The organism is Hyphomicrobium methylovorum (assembly GCF_013626205.1).
Taxonomy (GTDB): Bacteria; Pseudomonadota; Alphaproteobacteria; order Rhizobiales; family Hyphomicrobiaceae; genus Hyphomicrobium_B; species Hyphomicrobium_B methylovorum.
Map to the genome: position 1 here is coordinate 761,867 of NZ_QHJE01000001.1, position 19,924 is coordinate 781,790.

Genomic DNA, 19,924 nt, shown 5'->3' on the forward strand with positions numbered 1-19,924 from the left:
CTAGAGCTTCAGTTGAGGGCCGCGGACTTGGTAGAGCATCAGAGCAGTTGCTACGGCGAGGTTGAGCGAGTCGAGATTGCCTGCCATCGGGATTTTTACAAGCTTTGAACAAACCGCAGCGACGGCCGTGGAAAGGCCCGGCCCTTCGCCTCCCATGACGATGAGTTGCGGCCCGCGATATGTTTCGCTGCGAAAATCGTGGCGCGCGGTGAGATGCGTCCCGATCGCGTCGCCCGGCCAACGCTTGGCAAACTCAGTGAACTGCGGCCGATCCATTTTGACGATCGGCACCGCGAAGATCGATCCCATCGTGGCCCGCACCGCGTCGAGCGCGTAGGGATCGCACGTCGTCCCAACGAGGATCACACCTGCAGCGCCGACGGCATCGGCGGTGCGAATGATGGTTCCCAGGTTGCCCGGATCGCGAATTTCTTCGAGCGCAAGCCAAGTGTCGCTATGTGACATGCTCGTGAGATCGGGCGGCGGCGCGAACTGCTGGCGAAAGACTCCCAGCAGCGTCTGCGGATTGTCTTTGGACGACAGTTTTGTCAGCACCGCTTCGGACACTTCGAGCACTTCCGCACCCGCAGAGAGCGCATGCGTCACCAATCCGCGCGCAATGCCCGTCGCCGCCGTTCCCGTCTGATAGACCAGCGTTTCAGGCACAAAACCATGATCGCGTGCAGTCACGAGAAGCGAAGCGCCTTCCGCTACGAACAGGCCGGTTTCCTTTCGCACCTTGCGCATGTCGAGCGCGCGGATGGCTTTCACGCGGTCGTTGGTCAAGCTGGTGATGATTTTCGGTTCGTTCATCCGGCCTGCCTCCAGCGGACGAATAGCGACGTTGGGAGAAACAGCCCGCTCTGCGCACGAAGAGCGAGTTCGCCGGATTCAAAAGTGCCGCCTTTGTCCGCGAGCGCTTCCCGCATCAGTTGATCGAAGGCGAGCGCGGACGCGCGGATGGCATAAACCGTCAGCACCATTGCCGCGCCGGGCGCGAGCAGCTTCGCCAGATCGCCGAGCAATGCAGGGAGGTTCGCGAACAAGTCCCAGACTTCGCCATCGGGTCCGCGTCCGAACTTCGGCGGGTCGACAAGGATCACGTCGTAAGTTTTGCCTCGGCGAACTTCCCGCGCGGCGAACTTGGCGGCGTCATCGACGAGCCAACGAATTTTTGCGGCGTTGAGGCCTGAGGCTGTTTGATTGTCCTTGCCCCATTGCACGGCCTTCTTCGATGCATCCACGTGCGTGACTTCAGCGCCGTGTTGCGCGGCGATGAGAGAGGCCGCACCGGTGTAGCCAAAGAGATTCAGAACGCGTGGCGGTTTCGATTTGGAGGTGGCGAGCCGCTCCTTTATCCAGCGCCAGTGCGGGTCCTGCTCAGGAAAGAGGCCAAGATGCCAGAGACCCGAGAGACGGCACAGAACAGTGAGGCCGCCAATTTTCACAGGCCACTGATCGGGCACCGGTTTGTCGACACGCCACTTGCCCTTCTCGTCGTCTTCCCCGGACGCGGAAAAAGCAGCGTGCGCTTTCATCCATTCTTTTTTCGGTAGCCGCGGCTGCCAGAGGGCCTGCGCCTCCGGGCGATCAACGATCACGCTGCCGAATCGTTCGAGCTTGCGCCCCGATCCGCAGTCGAGAAGCACGTAGTCCGCGAAACCGTCAGACGTGACGAGTTGCAAGTGGTCGGGTGAAGACATCAGCAAAAGCGATCCAGGCAAAAACGTCGGGGCTGTAGCACGAATGATCCCACAAAGACGCGCACGCTCTTCATTGCCCCGCGGCGGGTGAATGCGTGTGCGTAGCATGACGGTCACACATTCTGAAAATGTGCAATGAAGTCAAAATGCAATCCCAAAATCACGTTAAGAGCGGGATACGTTGTTGCACGCAAGACTACTGGAGGGAGCGGGGATGCGTCTTAATCGCGTTATCGCGCGCGGGGCTTTCATTCTGGCGATGCTGGCGCCTGCAGGTGCCTACGCATTTGAATTTACGCAGATCGGCGGCAAGGATGGCCAAGCTGCGCAATTCCAGGATCCGGCCGAGAAGGCACTGTCCGAACCGCTCGGTGGCTTGCAGTTCGGTGTGAGCGGCGGAAAAGCCAACGCCGTTGATGATTCGGCCTTGCCTCCGTGGCAGTTCCGGCCCCCGCCGCAGAGCCAGAATTCGTATAACACTCTCGGCAGATCCGGATTTGGTTCTCTGCGCTAATTGCGAGCTTCCGTCACACGTCGGCTGCGCGTGAAGCACGGCTGTCTCTCTGTTTGGCTAATGGCGTTCCGTCCGCGCCTGGACTAGGGTCGCCACCTGCCGAGCAGGACGGAGCTTATCAATATGCCGCTACTCAGATTTGATCTCTACAAGGGTCGAAGCGAAGCCGAGACGAAGGCTCTGCTCGATGCCGTGCATCGTGCGATGCTGGCCGCGTTCAAAGTTCCTGAGCGCGATCGCTATCAGATCGTGCACGAACATTCGCCCGGCACGCTAATCATGGAAGATACGGGTCTCGACATTCCGAGGACCAATAAGTTCGTCAATATCCAGGTGACGACACGGCCGCGCACGCGCGAGCAGAAAGAGACTTTCTACCGTCTCGTGACGGAAGCTCTCCAATCGGAATGCGGTATCGCTCCCGCTGACGTCATGATCAGCATGGTGACGAACTCGGACGAAGATTGGTCGTTTGGGCTTGGCCGCGCGCAATTCCTAACCGGCGAGTTGTAGCGCGCAGCGGAAGAAAGCGGAGCAGGTTCAGCGCAGGCGCCGCCCTGCCCCGCCCTATCAATCGAGATCGTCGATCACGACGTTGTCGGAGCCGCCCTTCAGACGTTGCGACAGCGCTGCCTCGATAAACGGATCGATGTCGCCGTCGAGAACTTCATCGGGATTCGTCGATTGCGCGCCCGTCCGCAGGTCTTTCACGAGTTGGTAGGGCTGCAGAACGTACGATCGGATCTGATGTCCCCAGCCGATGTCCGTCTTGGCGGCTTGCTCTGCTGATGCCTTGGCCTCGCGCTTTTTCAACTCCATTTCATAGAGCCGCGCCTTCAATCGTTTGAGGGCGATGTCTTTGTTCTGGTGCTGCGAGCGCTGTTCCTGGGCGAAAATCACGATGCCTGACGGCTTGTGGACCAACCGCACGGCTGACTCCGTTCGGTTGACGTGCTGTCCACCGGCGCCCGACGAGCGAGCGAACGAGATGTCGATGTCGGATGGATTGATCTCCACCTCAATCGAATCATCGATCACCGGATAGACGGTGACGGACGCAAAGCTCGTGTGCCGCCGTGCGTTCGAATCGAACGGTGAAATGCGCACTAGGCGATGAACGCCCGCTTCGGTTTTCAGCCAGCCGTAGGCGTTGTCGCCATCGATCTCGAAGGTTGCCGATTTGATGCCAGCTTCTTCGCCAGCGCTTTCGTCGATCAACTTGACCTTGTAACCGCGACGCTCGCCCCAGCGCGCGTACATGCGCGCCAGCATCGATGCCCAGTCCTGGCTTTCGGTGCCCCCCGCACCGGCATGAACTTCGACATAGGTGCTCATGGAGTCGGCTTCGCCCGAGAGCATTGCTTCGACCGAGCGGCGATGCGCTTCCTGATCGATGCGCTTAAGCTGCGCCTCGCCTTCGGTGATGCTCGCTTCGTCGTCCTCAGATTCGCCGAGTTCGATGAGCGTCAACGCATCTTCATAGTCGCGCTGCAGACGTTTGAAATCGCTGACCGCGCTTTCGAGCATCTGGCGCTGGCGCATGATTTTCTGCGCATTCTTGGCATCGGACCAGAGGCTTGGATCCTCGGCCTTGGCGTTCAACGAGGCTAGACGGTCTTCGGCCGTATCCCAGTCAAAGAGACCTCCTCAGGAGGACGATTGCCTCCTCGATGTCATCGGACAATTTTTGCGCTTCAGCGCGCATGACAACCTCCAGAAACCGGCGACGCCGGTGCGATCGTGTTCAAGAGAAAAGCAGGTGGCGAGGTATAGTCAGGCGAAGCGAACCTGTAAACGAACCTGACTCATGCGCGGCAATGCGCGCGGCGTCTCCAAGGTTTACCAGAAGCCGTTGGGACTGAGCCCGCCGTCGGTTCGTGCCGAAGGCGTGCCGGGCGGCGGACGCGAGGGCGCTGCTGGAGCCGCATACGCATCGCCGCCACCATACACGGCGGGTGGTCCAGCCGGTGCACCGGCATGCGCAATGCCGATCATTGAATACGCGTCATCCGGTTCCTCGTTTGGCTTGAAAGCTTCGAGGATCGTATCGGTATTCTCGCCTGTCGCGCGCAAGCCTGTCTTCTTATCAACCTGTACGAACTTGATGCCCGGCGGAACGCGGAACGGCGCGGCGGGGGTGTCCGCGAGCGCGGCGGTCAGGAATTCACCGAAGATCGGAGCGGCGATCATGCCGCCGGTGTTGCCATGCCCCATCGGCTTCGGCGTGTCGTAACCGAGATAGACGCCGACAACCATGGTCGGCGTATAGCCAATGAACCACGCATCTTTTTCTTCGTTCGTGGTGCCCGTCTTGCCTGCGATCGGGCGATTGAGAGATTTGAGAACGCTGCCGGTGCCGCGCTGGATGACGCCTTCCATGATCGATGTCATCTGGTAGGCGGAATGCGGATCAATGACCTGACGGCGTTCGTCGATCAAATCCGGTTCGCCTTGATTGGCCCAGTGATCCGCCGTGCACCCCATGCACTGACGCTCATCGTGACGCCAAACGGTATGCCCGTAGCGATCCTGAATGCGGTCGATCAAGGTCGATTTGACCTCCTTGCCGCCGTTGGCCAGCATGCAATAGCCGGTGGCCATTCTCAGCAGCGTCGTCTCGCCCGCACCAAGCGACATCGAGAGCACCGGAAGCAAATCGTCATAGAGGCCAAACCTCTTGGCGTACTCGGTGATCAGCGGCATGCCGAGATCCTGCGCCAAACGCACAGTCATCTGGTTGCGCGAGCGCTCTATGCCGTAGCGCAGCGTTTCGGGTCCGGTCGCGTCCTTGTCGTCGTAGTTCGCCGGGCGCCAGATGTCCTGCCCTGGTCCCTGAGCGATTTCGATCGGCGCGTCCAAGATGATCGACGTCGGCTTGTATCCGTTGTCGATCGCAGCGGTATAGACGAAGGGCTTGAACGACGAGCCCGGCTGTCGCTTGGCCTGCACCACGCGGTCAAACTGGCTCATATCGAACGAGAAGCCGCCAGCGATTGCGAGCACGCGGCCGGTGTAGGGATCCATCGCGACGAGACCACCGCCGACCTCGGGAATCTGCATCAAAGACCAAGCGCCCTTGATGTTTGCCGGATCTTTCGGAGCAACGTAGACGACATCGCCCGGCTTCAGGATATCGCCCGGCGACTTGCCTTCACCCTTCTTGCCGACGCGCCTGGCCGCCCATTTCATTTCCTCGAACGAGACCTCGACGGCTTCGCGATCTTTAACAAGTGACGCGTCCTGCTGGCGGCCGGGCTTGAAGCCGACGATCGCTTTGGCCTTCTGCGTTTCGAGAACGACGCCGAGGCGCCAGGGGTCGATGTCATTGGGACTGCGGATCGCGCCGAGCGCAACGCCCCAGTCACCTGCGATATCAATCGTGGCGACGGGACCGCGCCAGCCACGGCGGCGATCGAACTTCACCAGACCATTGATGAGCGCGCGGCGTGCAATCTTCTGCAACTGCGGATCAAGCGTGGTGCGCACCGACAATCCGCCGCCATAGAGCTTCTCCTCGCCGTAGCGGTTGAGAAGCGTGCGGCGGACTTCCTCCGTGAAGAATTCGGCAGTCGAGATGTGCGATCCGCCCTGGCGCAGGTTGACGGTGAGCGGAATTTTTTTCGCCTGCTCTTCTTCTTCCTCAGTGATGTAGCCGTTCTCGGCCATCTGGCCGATGATCCAGTTTCGCCGTTCGGTCGCCTTCGCCTTCTGGCGGAACGGATGATAGTTGTTCGGACCTTTCGGCAGGGCCGCCAGATACGCGGCCTCTTCGATCGTCAGATCCTTCAGTTCCTTATTGAAGTAGGTCAGGCTCGCGGCGGCGACGCCGTAGGAGTTCATGCCGAGGAAGATCTCGTTGAGGTAGAGCTCGAGGATCTTGTCTTTCGAATAGGCACTCTCAATGCGGACGGCGAGGATCGCTTCCTTGATCTTGCGCTCAACCGAGCGTTCGTTCGTCAGCAGGAAGTTTTTTGCGACCTGCTGAGTAATGGTGGAGGCACCTTGGGCGCGCTTGTTCGAGCCGTGCATTTTGGCTTCGACGGCTGCGAATACGGCACGGCCAATACCCTGCAAATCGATGCCGCCGTGTTCATAGAAGCGACGGTCTTCGGCTGACAGAAACGCGCCGATCACCCGCTTGGGGATCGTGTTGATCGGAACGAAGATACGCCGCTCGCGGGCGAATTCGGAAATCAGGGAGCCGTCGTGCGCATGGATGCGCGTCATGACGGGGGGCTCGTATTTCGACAGACTTTCGTAGTCCGGGAGGTCGCGTGAGACCTGCCAGACAAGGAATGCGGCACCGGCGGAGCCCGCAATAAAGAGCAGAACGAACGTCGCGAAGCTGAAGCCAAGGAAGCTCAGCAGCAAGCTCTTGCGCCGCTTTCGTCTACGTTTCGGTGCCGATGGCGGCGGCAGCGTTGGCGAACGCATCAAATTCGAGATTCCGTCAGTCTGTCGATGGTTTAGCGTCCGGGCGTGTCAGAACCCCGTGTTTATTGCCGCGATGCAGCAAAAACAACCCGGCCGTTTCGCACATTAGCACGGAATGTGGCAGCACGTCGTCCGGATGCCCCCAGCTTTACGGCTTGGAGACGGTTCGCTTGTTGAAATACGTTTCAACGGCCGCGGCGATGGCCTCGGCGACCGTCGACTGCCAAGCAACTGTCATCATTTCCTGCTCCTCGACCTTGTTGCTCACATAGCCGAGTTCGACGAGCACAGATGGCGCGTGCGTCTGCTTCAACACTTTGAAAGCGGCCGATCTCTCGGGGATCCGCGAGGTGGCGATGTTCTTTTTCAGCTTTTTGACGAGCAGGCGCGAGAAGTCCTGAGAAAAATTCGAGGTTTCGCGCTTCAGGAGGTCGATTAGGATATTTTTGACCTCCTCGCCACCCTGGTCGGTGGATTGGATGCCGGCGATGAGGTCCGAAGCGTTTTCCTTTTCGGCCATGATGCGGGCCTGCTCGTCCGACGCCTTGTTCGACAGCGTGTAGACGGTGGCACCGCGAATGGAGTCCGCCATCTTCTTCTGTTCTATCGAGTCCGCGTGCAGCGAGATGAATAGGTCGGCGCTGCTCTCGCTGGAGAACTTGAGGCGGCGGTCCAACGAAACGAAAACGTCGTCGGTGCGAGTCAACCGCACGTCGTATTGACCCGTTTTTGCAAGCACGGATTTAAGTTGTAGGGCGACCGCCAGAACGATCGTTTTTTCTGAGACATTGTTGGCGCCGAGCGCGCCGGGATCGATGCCGCCATGGCCCGGATCGATCACGATGACTGGCTTGGCGTGCGCTTTGGGGGCCTTCGGCTCGGCATCCATCAGAGGAAGTGCGCCGGACAGGTCCGGGGTTGGCGGAGCGGCGGAGCGCGATGCTCCGGTGCCGTTGCCGAACGATGCCGCGTCCGTAGGGCTGAGAATGACCGTGAGCTTGACGGCCGTGCCGCCCGGTATCCGCGTCATTCCGGCCGAGGCAATTTTCACCGGACCCTTGGTGTCGATCACGACCCGGGCCTTATGTTCGGCAAACAGGCCGTACCGAAATGCCGAAATCAGGCCTTTGCCCTTCTTCCCCTCGGAAGGATCGAGCCTGAAGTCTAGATCCGGCAGGTCGAGAACCACGCGATAGGGGCTTGCCAGCGTGTAAACCTGGGCCGTGAGGCCCTCGCTGAGCGTCAGTTCGAAGGTCGTGGCTTTGGCCGTCGCGGATAGCTGAACAGCCGTTGCTTGGGCCCCTGCGGCCGCCAATGGCCCGTTCGAAAGCACCAGAACGACCAGCGCCAACGTCCCGATGACCCAGCGCACGATGGCAGACTGAACCTTGTTTCTGAGTTCTGCTCCGCCCCCGGCCATTTCCCTCCGCGCCCTCCGGCAATCTCCGCGCCTGCCCGATTATCGTTAAGGCTTTGTTTCGATGCACGATATATTGTCGACCTGATGGTCTGTGACGGCCCCCCGCCTGGTGTTTTATATCACTTGCCAGTCCAGGGGGGACCTCGTAGACTTTCACCATATTCGGTGGCGCTGAAGACACATCCCGCCTTGGCTGGGAAGGTTCGGCAAGCGTCAGCGCACCCCGGTCGGCCTGCTGCAGTGAATAGGCTCTGCGTTCACAGGTAATCGGGAACTTCGGATCGCATCCGCTTGAAGCGGACCCTATGAAAATTCGGTCTCGCCCTGCGACATGCGCGCTTTGACGCCTCGGCCCCGGCCGTTCGTCAAGGGACTTGTATCTTGTGCCGGCCACCCGGACCGTCTTCGGACAGGCTCCGATCGACCAGGCGGCCGAATAATGATCACCCGACGCCAGTTTGGCGTCGCACAACCAATTCCCGGTCGACGTCCCGTATTTGGGCGTGAGCCGGGCTGTACACGACAGGCCATGACGACGAGCTGCACCATTGAAGCCGGCATCAACGGGATCTCCATCCCGCCGGCGCGCGCGTCCGAACCGCCGCTTTCGCGGCGCGCTATCGGACCGCAAATGCTGCGGGCAGAGCGTCGGCCGATTATCCGATTCATCCGTTCAGCCAGCACAACGCGCCGATGCGCGACGCCCGCAATAGCTGCCGTTCTAAACGGCGCAGAATGTGGGCCGCCTCGGCGCGCCAGGGAATTCAATCCATGTCAAATACGAAAATGCTTATCGATGCCACGCATCCCGAGGAGACCCGGGTCGTGGTGCAGCGGAATGGCCGCGTAGAAGAATTCGATTTTGAAAGCGCCGCCCGCAAATTGCTGCGGGGAAATATCTACCTCGCAAAGGTGACGCGCGTTGAACCTTCGTTGCAGGCGGCATTCGTCGACTACGGCGGAAATCGCCACGGCTTCCTAGCTTTCAACGAAGTCCATCCGGACTACTACCAGATCCCGGTTGCCGATCGGCAGGCGCTCCTCGACGAGGAAGCGGCTGCAGAAGCGGAACTCGAAGCTGCCGCCGACAGGCGCGCGGAAGCCATGTCGCGACGTGCAGCCGATCGTTCGCAGGGCGAATCCAACGCGTCAGAAGGCGGCTTCAGCGAACAGGACTCGGGCGAAGGCGACGACGAAACCGAACCCTCTCACATCGTCGATGTTGAAGAAGACGAACACATCGAGGAAATTGGCGGAGACGGGGAAGTTACTACGTCGAAGACGTTTGCCGCGTCGGTTCACATCACCAGCGAAGATGTGCGCTTCGCGACGCCGGAGACGATCGCAGACGCTGCGAACGACGAAACCGGCCAGCCTGACACCGCGCAGAACGACAACACCTTTGAACCCGAAGTTGTCGCCAGCGACGCCGCTGAGGACACGCACGACTCCGCTCAGGCGCCCTCCGAGGAAGGCCCGGCGCCGGAGCAGGATACTTTCAGCGAGCAGCCAGATCATCACACCGACTACGCGCAGCCGGATGATCACGCACCGCAAGGTGACTACGAAGGCGATGCACAGCCGGAAGAAGGTTCAGAGTCGGGCTTCCGCGACGGCGGTCGTTCGCGCCCGCGCCGCCGGCCGCGCACCTACAAGATCCAGGAAGTCATCAAGCGTCGGCAGATCATTCTGGTTCAGGTCGTCAAAGAAGAGCGTGGCAACAAGGGCGCCGCACTTACGACGTACCTTTCGCTCGCTGGCCGCTACACCGTTCTGATGCCGAATACCGCACGCGGCGGTGGCATTTCCCGCAAGATCACGAACGCACAGGATCGTCGGCGTTTGAAGGCCATTGCCCAAGAGCTGGAAGTTCCGGAGGGCATGGGGCTCATCATTCGCACGGCAGGTGCCGCGCGCACGAAGCAAGAGATCAAGCGCGATTTCGAATATCTGCTGCGGCTTTGGGAGAGCGTGCGCGAGTTGACGCTCCAGTCCACCGCGCCGAGCCTCGTTTATGAAGAAGGCGACCTGATCAAGCGGTCTATCCGCGATCTCTACAATAAGGACGTCGAGGAAGTTGTCGTCGCGGGTGAAGAGGGGCATGCGGAAGCGGCCGACTTCATGACGATGCTGATGCCGAGCCACGCCAAGAACGTGGTGCCGTATCGCGATCCGACGCCGCTGTTCACGCGCTACGGCGTCGAGCGGCAGCTCAACGCGATGTTCCAGCCGCAGGTCACGCTGCGGTCCGGCGGGTACATCGTCATCAACCAGACGGAAGCGCTGGTCGCGATTGACGTCAACTCAGGAAAATCGACGCGCGAATTCTCGATCGAAGAAACCGCGCTGGCGACGAACCTTGAGGCTGCCGACGAAATCGCCCGGCAATTGAAGCTGCGCGACCTCGCCGGGCTTATCGTCATCGACTTCATCGACATGGAGGAGAAGCGCAACAACCGGGCCGTCGAGCGACGCCTGAAGGATGCGCTGCGATTTGACAGAGCCCGAATTCAACTTGGCCGCATTTCGCACTTCGGCCTCATGGAAATGTCGCGCCAGCGTCTCAGAACCGGCGTGCTCGAAGGATCGACGTCGCAGTGCCCGCATTGCCAAGGTACCGGCATTATCCGGTCGACCGAGAGCGTGGCGCTGGCGGTTCTGCGCGGTATCGAAGATGCAATCACCGCAGGCGCTAATTGCCCGCTGATCGCAACGACGACACCCGCCGTTGCGCTCTACATCCTGAACAGCAAGCGCGCCTACATCGCCGACATGGAAGTGCGCCACGGCCATTCCGTGACGGTCATGGGAAGCGACCGCGTTCAGGGCGCGAACTTTACAGTCGATCGCGGTGCCGTAACGGCTGCGCCTCGTCGTGCGGAACACGCCGCAGTCAATATGGACTGGGGCTTCGACAGCGAGAATGAGCCGCCAGCATTTGACGGCGACCAACACATTATCGAAGTCGGGGACGTCGAAGACGACTCGACTGATCGCCAGCGCGACTCGCGTGGTGAGGGAGAAGAAGGCGGCGCGCGCCGTGGGCGGAAGCGTCGGCGTCGCGGACGCGGTGGACGTGATCGCGATCGTGGAGATGACAACCGCTACAGCGCAGGCTCGCGCGACGATGAAAACGGCCACTCGTTCAGCGCCAACGGAACTGCCGGAGAGGGCGCGGACGACGAGCAGAACGGCGACGAGGACGGCTTCGGTGAACAGCCGACCGTTCAGGATGCCGAACATGCGGAAAACGGCGAGGCCAATGGCGAACGCACAGCGAAGCGCCGCCGTCGCGGCCGCCGCGGTGGACGACGTGGCCGCGATCGCAATCGCGAGAACGGTGATGCTGTTGCCGCGGATGCTGCCGACCAGCCTGAGTATAATGGTTCGCAGCCGGATTCGGATGGCGATGAACGCAATGACTTCGAGCCGGATGCGGCCTCGGATGTTGAGACCGTAAACACGCAGGAAGATGCTGAAGCCAGCAAGTCAGCAAGCGCGCGCAAGCCACGGCGCGTTTGGGACAAGCCGTCAGACGACTCGAACCAGGACGACGCCCCGGCGGCGGCACGTGACGAGCCTGAGGCCGTGGAGCCAGCTCCCATTCAGGTCGAACAACCTGCAGCAGCCGCGCCCGTTGCCGAAGAGGCGCCTGCGCCTGCCCCGGCGGCACCGGCACGTGGCCGACGGCATGAATCGGGATCAACTGAACCGCGTATCGAGCGCGTGGTGATCGGTTCTGGCGAACAGACTGAGGATGTCGCGGCATCGACTGCTGCAGCGCCGCAACGCAAGGGTTGGTGGCAACGCAAACTCAGCGGCGAATAGGGCCGCGCCCCGTTTCATCGAACTCAATCGATTGGCAAAAGGCCGTAGCGTTCGCTGCGGCCTTTTCCATTTCTGCCCCATGCAGGAGCCGCGCCATTGTGGCGCCCAATTGTAATGACTGTTCGGATAGTGCCGAGAGCGTTTGACCCTGAGGGGTCCGCCGCATAAATTTGCCTGCTTATCCGCGTGTTGTCGAAACGCGCTTCGAGGTTAAGGCCGTCACAATGACTGCAACGTGTACTGCAAAATTCAGATCGTTGCTGCGGGGGCGCTCAATCGTCGTTGCCGGTGCGATGCTGACTGCGTTGCAGATGAGCGTTGGCGCGGCGCAGGCGCAAGGGCTTCCGCTGATCCGCGACGCTGAAATCGAAGCGCTGCTGCAGGATTACGCTCAACCCGTCTTCCGCGCCGCGGGCATCGGCGGCGGCCGTGTGACGGTTCGCATCGTCAACAACGACGCATTCAACGCGTTCGTCGTCGACGGCGCTAACGTCTTCGTCCACACTGGCACTCTCATGCAGGCCAACACGCCGAATGAAGTTATCGGCGTCATTGCCCACGAAAGCGGCCATATCGCAGGCGGGCACATGGCGGCCCTGCGCGCGCGCATCGCGAAAGATCAAACGCGCGCGTTGCTCACTCAAGTTCTCGGCATCGGCGCGATGGTGGCGGGTGGCGTTGCAGGCGGAAGCTCTGGCCAAGAAACCATGCAGGGCGGCCAGGCTATCATGCAGGGCGGCACAAACATCATCATGAAGGGTCTGCTGGCTGAGAGGCGGTCTCAGGAATCGGCTGCCGACCAGGCTGGCCTAAAGTATCTGACGGCGACGAAACAGTCAGGCCAGGGAATGCTCGCAACGTTCGAGCGTTTCAAACAGCAAGAATATCTCTCGGAAGGACTGCAGGATCCGTTCATTCGTTCGCATCCGCTTTCGACAGATCGCCTTGCACGACTGAGCGAACTCGTGCGGTCGAGCCCGTATGCCAATCAGAAGGACCCGCCCTCGCTTCAGCTGCGCCACGACCTGATGCGCGCCAAGCTTTCGGGCTATCTGGAGTCTCCATCAACGGTGGCGAACAGATATCCCCCGAGCGACACGTCGCTTCCGGCGCGGTATGCCCGTGCGATCGCCCTGTTCTTTCGCGGCGGGGGCGGCGCACTCGAAGCATCGGTGCGGGACATCAACGTTATGATCCGGGAAAATCCGGAATACCCCTACTTCTATGAACTGAAGGCGGATCTGCTCATGCGGTCCGGCCGCAAGAAAGAGGCCATTCCCGATCTCCGGCAGGCGCTTGCGCTCGCACCCGGAAGTCCGCTGATCCAGGTCGAGCTCGCGAGCGCCCTGCAGGACGGTAACAATGCGGCAGGGTTGAAGGAATCGGTCGATCTCTTACGTAAGGCGCTGGTAACAGACCAAAACGGACGGGCGTACCGGCTATTGGCGAACGCCTACTACAAGCAGGGAAAAGGACCAGAAGCCGACGCCATGACGGCGCAGGCGTATTTTTACGAAGGCGACGTGAAGCAAGCTCAAAACTTTGCGAAGCGCGCCCAGGCGCAACTCAGGTCCGGTTCGCCGGAATGGCTAAAGAACGACGACATCATCAACTACAAGCCGCAAACGTAAGCGGCTTCAGCCCCCACAGTGAGATCATAAATCATGACACCGACAGGTCTTTTTCGACAGGCTGCCAAGCTCGTTCGCGCGGCTAAACCGATGGCACTCACTCCCGTATGTGGGGCATTGGCGCTTGCTGCGTTCCTGGCAGCCGCACCGTCCGGACCGTCGGGCTTTGCGCATGCTGAGCCGATTACGCCGACGGCCGGTGGGTCGACCTTCTCGGACGATCAGAAAAAAGCGCTCGGCGAAATCATTCGTGACTATCTGATCAAGAATCCCGACGTGATGCTCGACGTGCAGACGGCACTCGAGGAAAAAGTTCAGAAGGATCAGGACACCAAGCTCAAGTCCTTCATCGATAGCAACCACAAGAGGATCTATCGCAATCCGAACAGCTCGGTGGCGGGCAATCCCGATGGCGATATCACGGTCGTCGAGTTCTTCGATTACAACTGCGGCTACTGCAAGCGCGGCCTGTCGGAAGTGCAGCAGCTCATAAAGGACGATACGAAGGTTCGCCTCGTCTTCAAGGAATTGCCGATCCTATCCAAGGGCTCGGAAGAAGCGGCGCGCATCGCTCTCGCTGCGAAGCGCCAAGGCAAATACTGGGAAATGCATCAGGCCCTGCTCAGCGCGAAAGGGCATTCTGATAAGGACAGTGCTCTCAAGCTCGCGAGTTCACTTGGCCTCGACGTGGACAAGCTCAAAACCGACATGGCGAGCGATGAGATCACGAACGAGCTGAAGGACATGATGCTTCTCGCGAAGGAGATGGGCATCAACGGCACGCCGCACTTCCTCGTCGGCGACAAGTCCATCCCGGGGGCTCCGGAAGACTTGCATGCGCAGCTTGAGACGCTCGTCACCGATTTCCGTAAGAAGGGCTGCTCCACGTGCTGATCGGCACGACCGGAAACGTGCGTTAACGTGTTGTAATTAATACCTGCGCAGGGCGGACGATGTGCCCGCCCTGCCCTGACTTTGCGGCCACGGAGAAAGCTGGTAGACCGGGGTTCCTTCCATTGGCTGGGGATTTGCCCAGCGCCCGGACACCTCCAATCATGCTTCCCGTCGTCTACGTTTTAAACGGCCCCAACCTCAATCTGCTCGGTGTTCGCGAACCGGAAATTTACGGTAGCGAAACGCTTGCGGACTTGCGCGCGCGGGCCGAGGCAGAGGCTGAACGGAACGGCGTAACCCTCGATTTTCGGCAATCCAACATCGAGGGAGAGCTGGTGAACTGGGTGCAGGAGGCACGCAGCAAGGCGAAGGGCATTATCATCAATGCCGGCGCCTATACCCACACCTCCGTTGCCATTCTCGACGCCCTCCAGGCCGCCGAGCTGCCGGTGATCGAGGTGCATTTATCCAACATCTTCCGGCGCGACCAGTTTCGCCAGCATTCCTACGTTTCACTTGCGGCAACGGGCGTCATCTGCGGCCTTGGCGGTACGGGTTACGAACTCGCTATAAAGGCGATGGCGGGGATCCTGGGCGCAAAATCCCAGAAGTCAGCGTGACCGTCGCTTCACTTAGGCTATAAATCGGCGCAACCGGACCAACCTCGAGGATAGAGGACCTATGACCGCAAAAGACCAGGGGCAGAAGCCGGGCAGCGCCGAAGGCCAGATGATCCGCGAGCTGGCTGAGCTTCTCAACGATACGGGCCTGACCGAGATCGAAATCGAGAAGAGCGGCCTTAAAATCCGCGTGGCGAAGAAAATCTCGATCAAAGCCGAGCCGTCCTATGCTTACGCACCGCCGCCCGTCGCGGCTTTGCCGGCAGCAGCGGCACCGCAGGCAGCACCTGCGTCAGACCCCAAGGCTGCTCACGGGACTGACTATTCCAAGCATCCGGGCGCCGTGAAGTCACCGATGGTCGGCACTGCGTATCGCTCGCCAGAACCCAGCGCTCCAGTCTTTTGCGAGATCGGCAGCAAGGTCACGCAGGGCGATACGTTGCTCATCATCGAAGCCATGAAAACTATGAACCAAATTCCCGCCCCTCGGTCGGGCACGGTCAAGGCCATCCTGGTCGAGAACGCGCAGCCCGTCGAATACGGCGAACCCCTGATCATCATAGAATAGCGCCGACAGTGCGCGACGCACTGGAACGACGCTGGAGCCCAGATGTTCGATAAAATTCTGATCGCAAACCGGGGAGAGATCGCACTTAGGGTGCAGCGCGCCTGCCGCGAACTCGGGATCGCAACTGTTGCCGTTCATTCGACGGCCGACGCCGACGCCATGCATGTGCGTCTTGCGGACGAGAGCGTTTGTATCGGTCCTCCGTCGGCGCGCGAAAGCTATCTGAATATTCCCGCTCTCGTGACGGCCTGCGAGATTACCGGCGCCGACGCCGTGCATCCCGGATACGGCTTCCTTTCCGAGAACGCGCGGTTCGCCGAAATTCTCGAAGAACACAAGATCACCTTCATCGGCCCGACGTCGGAACATATCCGCATCATGGGCGACAAGATTGAAGCGAAAGAGACTGCGAAGCGCCTCGGCATTCCGGTGGTGCCGGGCTCTGCCGGAGCGATCAACAGTGAGACCGAGGCGATGAAAGTCGCCAAGGAAATGGGCTTCCCCGTCCTCATCAAAGCCGCTTCAGGCGGCGGCGGACGCGGCATGAAGGTCGCGACGTCGGCTGCGGAACTTGGCGAAGCCTTATCGACAGCGCGATCCGAAGCAAAGGCTGCGTTCAACGACGACGCTGTCTACATCGAAAAATATTTGCAGAAGCCACGCCATATCGAAATCCAGGTTTTTGGAGATGGCCGCGGCAATGCCGTGCACCTTGGCGAACGCGACTGTTCCCTGCAACGCCGCCATCAAAAGGTGCTGGAAGAAAGCCCTTCGCCTGCGCTCAATGTTTCGCAGCGCCAGAAAATCGGCGAAACAGTCGCCGCGGCGATGCGCAAGCTCAAGTATCGCGGCGCGGGCACCGTCGAGTTTCTCTATGAAGACGGCGAATTCTACTTCATCGAGATGAACACGCGCCTGCAGGTCGAGCACCCGGTGACCGAGATGGTAACGGGCGTCGATCTCGTGCTGGAACAAATCCGCGTCGCGGCTGGATTGCCACTCAGCTTCACTCAGGACGACGTCGAGCTGAGAGGACACGCAATCGAATGCCGGATCAACGCCGAGAATCCCACTGACTTCCGCCCTTCGCCGGGCCAGATCACGTATTGGCATCCGCCGGGCGGGCTTGGCGTGCGCGTGGACAGCGGCGTTTATCAGGGCTACCGCGTACCGCCGTACTACGACAGCTTGATCGGCAAACTGGTGGTTTACGGCAAGACGCGCAACGATTGCCTCATGCGGTTGCGCCGCGCACTTTCTGAGTTTGTGATCGACGGCATCGATACAACGATCCCTTTATTTCAAAATCTCGTAAAAGAGCCCGATATCGCGGATGGCATGTATGACATTCACTGGCTCGAAAAATATCTCGGGATGAAGTAGAGTTGCCTTTGCGCGAGGACGTTCGCGCACCTCTCGTTTGTCCGCTTGGCGAGTACCGGCATGGCTTCGCGCGATGACCCGCTGTTCGAGATCACACCGCAGGTTCTCCTGAAGGCCTACAGCTGTGGTATTTTCCCGATGGCCGAAAGTGCGGACGATCCCGCACTTTACTGGATCGAGCCTCAGCACCGCGGCGTGCTCCCTCTCAACGATCTTCATATTCCGCGACGTCTCCTGCGGACTGTTCGGACGACGCCGTTCACGGTCAAAGTCGACAGCGACTACGAGCGCGTGATCGACGGATGTGCTGCGCCGCGCGCCGGGCGCATGTCCACCTGGATCAATGGACGTATTCGCTCGCTCTATCGCGATCTTTTCGAACTGGGCTCGTGTCACACGATCGAGGTTTGGAACGGCGACGAGATGGTGGGCGGGCTGTACGGCGTCGCGCTCAAAAGCGCATTCTTCGGCGAGAGCATGTTCTCGACGGAGCGCGATGCTTCGAAGATCGCTTTGGTGCACCTTGCTGCGCGCTTGATCCAGGGCCGTTACCGGCTGCTCGATACGCAATTCGTAACGGAACACCTACGCCAGTTCGGAACGATTGAACTCAATCGCACGGCGTTTCAGCTTCAGCTGGAAAAGGCGCTGGAAGTAGACGCGGACTTTTTCGCGTTGCGCCGCGACGCGACGGGTGCCGAAGTTGCCGAGATCGTCGGCTAGGATTTTTGAGCGCGCTTGCGTGCTGCCGGATTTGCGTCCGATCTCTTCATCGCCACATCGACGAATTCACGCTCGGCCCGCGTGAAATAGCGTTCCTTGTGACGAAGCGCGAAAAATCTGCGCTTTGGAAACGCAACGTCGAGGGCGACGAGCGTTTTCGCTTTGAGCGATGCGGCCACCACGACTTTCGAGATGATCGTAATCCCGCTTCCGGCTTCAACGGCGCCGCGAACAGCCTCATTGGATGGCAATTCCAGCACAATATCCATGCGTCCCGGTTGGATGCCGAGTTTCAACAGGGCCGCTTCGAGAATGGCGCGCGTTCCCGAGCCTGTTTCGCGAACCACCCAGCACGCACCCGCAAGCTGCGCCGAAGTTGGCCGTCCGCTTCGCTTCGCCAACGGATGGCCGGGCGCCGCAACCAACACAATTTCATCGTCAGCAACAGGCACGACGGACAGCGCGGGGTTGTCGACGTCTGCTTCTATGAATCCAAGGTCTGTGATTCCGGCTTCGACATCGGCAGCCACCGTTTCGGTGTTCCCGATCTTCATTGCGATAGCAATTCCTGGAAACCGTTCTTGGTACTGGCGAATGATGGCAGGCAGCCAATAGTTGCCCGCAGTTTGGCTTGCACCGATCGTCAGCGAACCCTTTTCAAGACCCGCCAAATCCGCGAGCACTTTTTCCGCGGACGTCGCGCGCGCCAGAACTGCCTTGGCCTCAACGAGAAAAATCTTGCCCGCCTGAGTGAGCATGATGCGTCTGCCAACGCGGTCGAACAGCTTGGTGGCGTAACGGGTTTCGAGTGCCGAGATCGCGGCGCTCGTCGCCGATTGCGTCAGGCTCAGCTCTTTCGCTGCTTGCGTGACATGCTCGCGCTCAGCGACGGCAACGAAGATACGAAGCTGTTCGAGCGTCATGGGTCATCTCTTGGGCAGTTCTCAACCTACGGTCTCGATAAGGCATAGGCTGAATGTCGCCACGAAGAGAAAGGCTGCGAAGCCTAAAAGCAAGGGCCGAACGCCTTTCGCCCTGAGCTTCGCTATATCCGTTTCAAGCCCCATGGCGGCAAGCGCCATCGACAGGAGGAACGTCGTGAGAGCAACGATCAGCGCTTTTGCTTCTGCAGGCACCGTGACGAGGCTGTTGACGCCGACCATCGCGATGAAGCCAAGAACGAACCATGGCATCGGCACATTGGAGGGCGAGCGTGTTTGGTTGCCGGACCGCGATCTCTGCGTGGCAAGAATGCCGAGCACGATCACAACCGGCGCCAGCATCGCGACGCGCGACAGCTTCGCGATTGCCGCTGCATCCCCTGCCTGCTGGCCGTCCTGATAGGCGGCCGCCATGACCTGCGCGATCTCATGGATCGAGGCGCCCGCCCAAAGCCCGTAGGCATGAGCGTCCAGATGCAACACGCCCGGCATCAGCGGATAGACGAACATCGCAATCGATCCGAAGACGGTGACGCAGGCGACCGCATACGCAACGTCTTCGTCAGGAGCATCGGTGACGGTATTCGTTGCGATGACAGCTGATGCGCCGCAAATCGAAGTCCCGGCGGCAATCAATTCGGAGAGTTTGCGCTCCACGCCAAGCTTCTGACCGAGCCACATCGTAAATAGGAACGTACACACGAGCGTAGCCGCGATAATGGCAATGCCTCCTGCTCCGACGTCGATTACTTGCTCGGCCGTCAGTTGCAGGCCCAGCAGGATGATCGCAACGCGCAGCACCCTGCGAAGACAGAAGGTTACGCCGGCCTTGGCGAGGCTTGGCGTTCCTATGGAATTGTGAAGCGCGATGCCGAGCGCGATTGCCAGGATCATCGGGCTGAAGATCGCGACGCCCGGCAGTTCTCGCAAGCCGAACGACGCCGCCGCAATGCCTGAGCACAACAGAAGCCCCGGCCAGATCGCAGCCACGCTGCTGCGTGAGGATTGCGCAGCTATAGAGTTCTGCAGATCACGGGTCTGAGACGTTGTTTCCGGCATTTCTTAGCTCCATTCGTGGAGCAACATTGGCGGCATTCAATCAATCGATCCAATTCATAATATTTGTTGTTTTAATCGTTTTAATCGAACGATTGCTGTGCTGCGTGTCGGCTGATCCGTTTCCAGAATTACGCAGATCATGAGGTGTTCCGCGCGGAACAGGCGGGCGCGTGTCTCCGTGCGACCGTCCGCTCATCGAGATTGCG

At 60.1% G+C, this 19,924-nt stretch carries 16 protein-coding genes; 9 read left to right on the forward strand and 7 right to left on the reverse strand.

Annotated features, from left to right (window positions below; genetic code table 11):
* Positions 1-813, reverse strand: a complete 813-nt coding sequence (locus tag DLM45_RS03895) for a TrmH family RNA methyltransferase (RefSeq protein ID WP_181335675.1) — start codon at positions 811-813, stop codon at positions 1-3.
* Positions 810-1,703 (reverse strand): class I SAM-dependent methyltransferase, encoded by an 894-nt coding sequence (locus tag DLM45_RS03900; RefSeq protein ID WP_181335676.1) that lies wholly within the window; start codon positions 1,701-1,703, stop codon positions 810-812. The genes DLM45_RS03895 and DLM45_RS03900 overlap by 4 nt, the downstream gene beginning before the upstream one ends.
* A 214-nt stretch (positions 1,704-1,917) precedes the next feature.
* On the opposite strand from DLM45_RS03900, the gene DLM45_RS03905 reads away from it, so the two are divergent.
* Positions 1,918-2,217 (forward strand): hypothetical protein, encoded by a 300-nt coding sequence (locus DLM45_RS03905; RefSeq protein WP_181335677.1) that lies wholly within the window; start codon positions 1,918-1,920, stop codon positions 2,215-2,217.
* A gap of 123 nt (positions 2,218-2,340) precedes the next feature.
* Complete coding sequence (locus tag DLM45_RS03910; RefSeq protein ID WP_181335678.1) at positions 2,341-2,730, forward strand: tautomerase family protein; 390 nt, start codon at positions 2,341-2,343, stop codon at positions 2,728-2,730.
* Positions 2,731-2,787: 57 nt separating this feature from the next.
* On the opposite strand, the gene prfB is transcribed toward DLM45_RS03910, so the two are convergent.
* The 3 genes from prfB to DLM45_RS03925 all read right to left on the reverse strand — a co-directional run bounded on the left by prfB (position 2,788) and on the right by DLM45_RS03925 (position 8,071).
* A protein-coding gene (prfB, locus tag DLM45_RS03915; protein WP_181335679.1) for a peptide chain release factor 2 occupies positions 2,788-3,922 on the reverse strand; the annotation gives its coding sequence in 2 pieces (ribosomal slippage) (positions 2,788-3,852 and positions 3,854-3,922; 1,134 coding nt in all).
* A gap of 134 nt (positions 3,923-4,056) precedes the next feature.
* Positions 4,057-6,651, reverse strand: a complete 2,595-nt coding sequence (locus tag DLM45_RS03920; protein ID WP_181335680.1) for a penicillin-binding protein 1A — start codon at positions 6,649-6,651, stop codon at positions 4,057-4,059.
* 148 nt (positions 6,652-6,799) lie between these two features.
* The gene (locus tag DLM45_RS03925) at positions 6,800-8,071 is read right to left on the reverse strand and encodes an N-acetylmuramoyl-L-alanine amidase (RefSeq protein WP_181335681.1); all 1,272 of its coding nucleotides are present in this window, start codon (positions 8,069-8,071) and stop codon (positions 6,800-6,802) included.
* 771 nt (positions 8,072-8,842) lie between these two features.
* On the opposite strand from DLM45_RS03925, the gene DLM45_RS03930 reads away from it, so the two are divergent.
* From DLM45_RS03930 to aat, 7 genes are all read left to right on the forward strand, one after another.
* Positions 8,843-11,899 (forward strand): Rne/Rng family ribonuclease, encoded by a 3,057-nt coding sequence (locus DLM45_RS03930; protein ID WP_181335682.1) that lies wholly within the window; start codon positions 8,843-8,845, stop codon positions 11,897-11,899.
* Positions 11,900-12,123: 224 nt separating this feature from the next.
* Positions 12,124-13,530 carry a M48 family metalloprotease gene (locus DLM45_RS03935; RefSeq protein WP_181335683.1) on the forward strand — a complete coding sequence of 469 codons (1,407 nt, stop codon included), beginning with the start codon at positions 12,124-12,126 and terminating at the stop codon, positions 13,528-13,530.
* A 33-nt stretch (positions 13,531-13,563) separates the two neighbouring features.
* A complete protein-coding gene (locus tag DLM45_RS03940; protein ID WP_181335684.1) occupies positions 13,564-14,424 on the forward strand; it encodes a DsbA family protein in 861 nt (286 codons plus the stop codon).
* Positions 14,425-14,585: 161 nt separating this feature from the next.
* Complete coding sequence (aroQ, locus tag DLM45_RS03945) at positions 14,586-15,044, forward strand: type II 3-dehydroquinate dehydratase (RefSeq protein ID WP_181335685.1); 459 nt, start codon at positions 14,586-14,588, stop codon at positions 15,042-15,044.
* Between the two features lie 61 nt (positions 15,045-15,105).
* Positions 15,106-15,612 (forward strand): acetyl-CoA carboxylase biotin carboxyl carrier protein, encoded by a 507-nt coding sequence (gene accB, locus DLM45_RS03950; RefSeq protein ID WP_181335686.1) that lies wholly within the window; start codon positions 15,106-15,108, stop codon positions 15,610-15,612.
* Between the two features lie 42 nt (positions 15,613-15,654).
* On the forward strand, positions 15,655-16,995 hold the full coding sequence (accC, locus tag DLM45_RS03955; protein WP_181335687.1) for an acetyl-CoA carboxylase biotin carboxylase subunit: 1,341 nt from the start codon (positions 15,655-15,657) through the stop codon (positions 16,993-16,995).
* A gap of 60 nt (positions 16,996-17,055) precedes the next feature.
* Positions 17,056-17,718 (forward strand): leucyl/phenylalanyl-tRNA--protein transferase, encoded by a 663-nt coding sequence (aat, locus tag DLM45_RS03960; RefSeq protein ID WP_181335688.1) that lies wholly within the window; start codon positions 17,056-17,058, stop codon positions 17,716-17,718.
* On the opposite strand, the gene DLM45_RS03965 is transcribed toward aat, so the two are convergent.
* The gene (locus DLM45_RS03965) at positions 17,715-18,641 is read right to left on the reverse strand and encodes a LysR family transcriptional regulator (RefSeq protein ID WP_181335689.1); all 927 of its coding nucleotides are present in this window, start codon (positions 18,639-18,641) and stop codon (positions 17,715-17,717) included. The genes aat and DLM45_RS03965 overlap by 4 nt on opposite strands.
* Positions 18,642-18,662: 21 nt before the next feature.
* The gene (locus DLM45_RS03970; protein WP_181335690.1) at positions 18,663-19,718 is read right to left on the reverse strand and encodes a YeiH family protein; all 1,056 of its coding nucleotides are present in this window, start codon (positions 19,716-19,718) and stop codon (positions 18,663-18,665) included.
* Positions 19,719-19,924: the final 206 nt, after the last annotated feature.